Origin of the sequence: Haloquadratum walsbyi J07HQW2 (assembly GCF_000415985.1) — an archaeon.
GTDB lineage: Archaea > Halobacteriota > Halobacteria > Halobacteriales > Haloferacaceae > Haloquadratum > Haloquadratum walsbyi_B.
Map to the genome: position 1 here is coordinate 486,269 of NZ_KE356561.1, position 3,161 is coordinate 489,429.

1 protein-coding gene is annotated in these 3,161 nt (G+C 46.3%); it reads right to left on the reverse strand.

What is annotated here, in order from left to right; translation table 11 throughout:
- Window positions 1-290 precede the first annotated feature (290 nt).
- A complete protein-coding gene (locus J07HQW2_RS02335) occupies window positions 291-2,849 on the reverse strand; it encodes a hybrid sensor histidine kinase/response regulator (RefSeq protein ID WP_021053651.1) in 2,559 nt (852 codons plus the stop codon).
- Window positions 2,850-3,161: the final 312 nt, after the last annotated feature.

Sequence of the window (3,161 nt, forward strand, 5' to 3'; positions counted from 1 at the left end):
CAGGTGCGTGGCGTATATCTCAGCGATGTAATTAAACGGGTCAAATATCGATTCAATATCGATTTGTTCAGTATTTCGTTCCATTTTGATAATAGGGATCATAGAAAATTATAACATCATCTCCTGTTTGGAAATGACACTGATACCGAGAGAGCGTGACCGTAGCAGAATCATCAGATGTGTCGATATATTATATTATGCATGACCCTCAAGACGGCTTCGTTGATTCACTCTACTGGATGACCGGCAGAGAGTACAGAATGAGGTCATCAGAGCGACCGGATGCTCTCTTAATTTAATTCGACTCGAGTTACTTCAAATCGTGCTCCGCCCTCAGACCCCTCTTTAAGAGAGATCTCCCATCCATGAGCTTCAACGACCTGTTTCACGATTGAGAGTCCAAATCCAGTGCCTTGGCTGGTCGTCGTATAGCCCGCTTCGAATACATTGTTTCGCTCATCTGCAGGAACTCCGCTTCCATCGTCTTCAATATAAAATCCATCCTCAAGCTCACCAATTGTGACTGTCACATCCCCGCCCCTATGTTGAGCTTGATCTGCATGCTCGATCGCATTCCGCATCAGATTCTCTAACAACTGTGCGAGACGGTTTGGATCCGCTCTGACACTCCGTGTGGCAGTGATATCGATATGAATTGTTGCGCCGGTTGTCTCAACATTCTGCCAGCAGTCCTGAGACAACTCGGCAAGGCTGACTAACTCTGTATCCCCCGTTTGTTCGTTTGAACGGGCTAGTTTCAGGAGGTCTTTAATCAACTCCTCCATCCGCGTGAGTGCTGAATCAATGTTGTTTATTCGGCTATTATTACACTCACACTCCTCACGAAGGAGTTCGACATTTCCCTCTGCGACAGAGAGTGGATTGCGGAGGTCATGACTCACGACGCTTGCGAACTCATCTAATCGGTTATTCTGGCGCTGGAGTCTTTGTTTATCTTTGAAGTACTCGGTGATGTTCTGTGCAACTGCCATTACGTGAGTGATGTCTTCATCATTGAATCTCACAGGTGTTATTCGAATTCGATATCGCTCACCTCTGTATGCCTGCTCAATAGTGGTCGCAGTCCCCTCAAACGCTTGCTCGTATCGCTGGCAGAGTTCATCCGCAATATCATCTGGAAACACCTCGTGTGGAACGTGACCCTCAAAATCCGCAGGTGAGAAACCAATTTCCTCCAATGCATCACCACGAAACCGGACATACTCAAAATTTTCATCAATCAGATACACCGCTCCATCAGGGAAGTTCTCTACCAATGTCTGATATTGCTGTTCCAATTGTATCAATTCCTGTTTTTTATTCTGGAGCTCAGTAGTATCACGGCTTACACCGGCAATATACTCAACATCACCGTCAATAACGACTGGTGTGATTCTGGTCTCCCAGTGAGCAGATTCATCTCCAAACCGGATTTGCTCTTCATATTCGAGTGTCTCCTGCTGTTCGATACATTTTTCATATTTTTGTCTGACCTTGTTTGCTTGTCTCTCACCCAGCACATCCTGTACTGTCTGTCCACAACTTCCCTCAACTGAGATACCTGGTGTATCTTCCCAAGCTTGGTTGAGTCGCTCAATTGTAAATTCCTCGCCAACATTGATCAAAAATAGATGATCCTGTGTGTGTTGGAAGAACGTCTCAATCTGTTCAAGTTGCTGGCGACGTTCGTGCTGTTGTGTGATATCACGGATTGCACCTCGGATTTTGATAATCTCATCGCCATCAGATACAGCTTCGCCAGTGGCACGTACCCATTTTTGCTCATCCTCAGCGGTAATGAGTCTCAATTTAATTTCAAACGATTCGCCGTGGGTACGGCAGTTATTCACTGCTTGTTCAATCTTCACCTGATCATCCGGATGGCAAAACTCGATTCCGGTCTCAAGTGATAGCTCAAAGTCTCTATCAGGATCAATATCGTGGATTGCGTATGTCCCTTGCGTCCAACGCGCCTCACCCGTTTCCACGTCAGCTTCCCACCCACCGACATCAGCCAACTGTTCGGTGTGTCGTAGCAGATCTTGGTTTCGTTTGAGCGTTTCCTTGCGTTCACTTCGATCTGTAATATCTGTATAGATAGCAAATCCACCAGAACCATTATTATAGACAGCGTTCTGAATGAGGAATTCACGCAGACCATTTACCGTCTCACGGACAACCTTCCGAGACTTGAGGCGACCACCTGATTGTACGTATTGATTGATCGCTTCGGCTTCATCAACTCGATCATCAGGAACGATGTGGGCGTCAAGGGAGTCACCAACGAGCGTGTTAGCTTCGTATCCAAACACATCCTCAAAAGCCGAATTCACGTGAGTCACAATTGGCTCGTCGGATTCATATTGAACTTCCACGGTAGGCTGTGAGAGACGATTAAACAGAGTTTGAAATCGTTGTTGCTCTCGTTGAACCCGTTGTTCAGCCTGTGATTGGTCGACAGCATTCGTAATCCGATGAGCTAGCAGTTCATACTGTTCGGGTCCAGATGATTTCTGCAGATACTCAGTCACTCCAGCAGAGATCGCTTCGCTAGCGACTGTTTCGGATCCTTTGCCTGTGTACAGAATAAATGGCATCTCAGGATATTTGTCCCGAACAGTTTCCAAAAAATCAATTCCATCGATCTGAGGCATATCGTAATCAGAAATAATACAATCGAATGTCGAGTCAGCGAGGCAAGCGAGTCCGTCGCTTGCACTTGCGACGATTTCAGTATCGAACCGGTCGTTTTCCCGTTCCAGAAAGGTTGTCGTCATCTCGGCAAAATCCAATTGATCATCAACGTGGAGAACACGGATTGTATCCTTACGTTTCTCTCTGGTCGTCATATTCAGTTACTAGTGGGTGTATTTTTGTAGTATAATAAAACTTCTCGGCGCAGTTGCAATTACTATGACAGACAGCGCAGATATAATCACTATGAGCACTGCAAACCAATAATTAATCTGTGTCGGTTCGGTTCAAAAACACACTGATAAAATAAATGTGTACATGTCTCGTGAACTACCCCACCCTAGTCAGGAACCGAGACAACCATCTCGGCTCCTGACTTGAGGATGGGGCTTGGCTTGGCTTGGCTTCCCTTGCTCTCACGCGGGCTTCCTGTTTCGACGACGGTCTTTGCAGGGACTGATCACTGC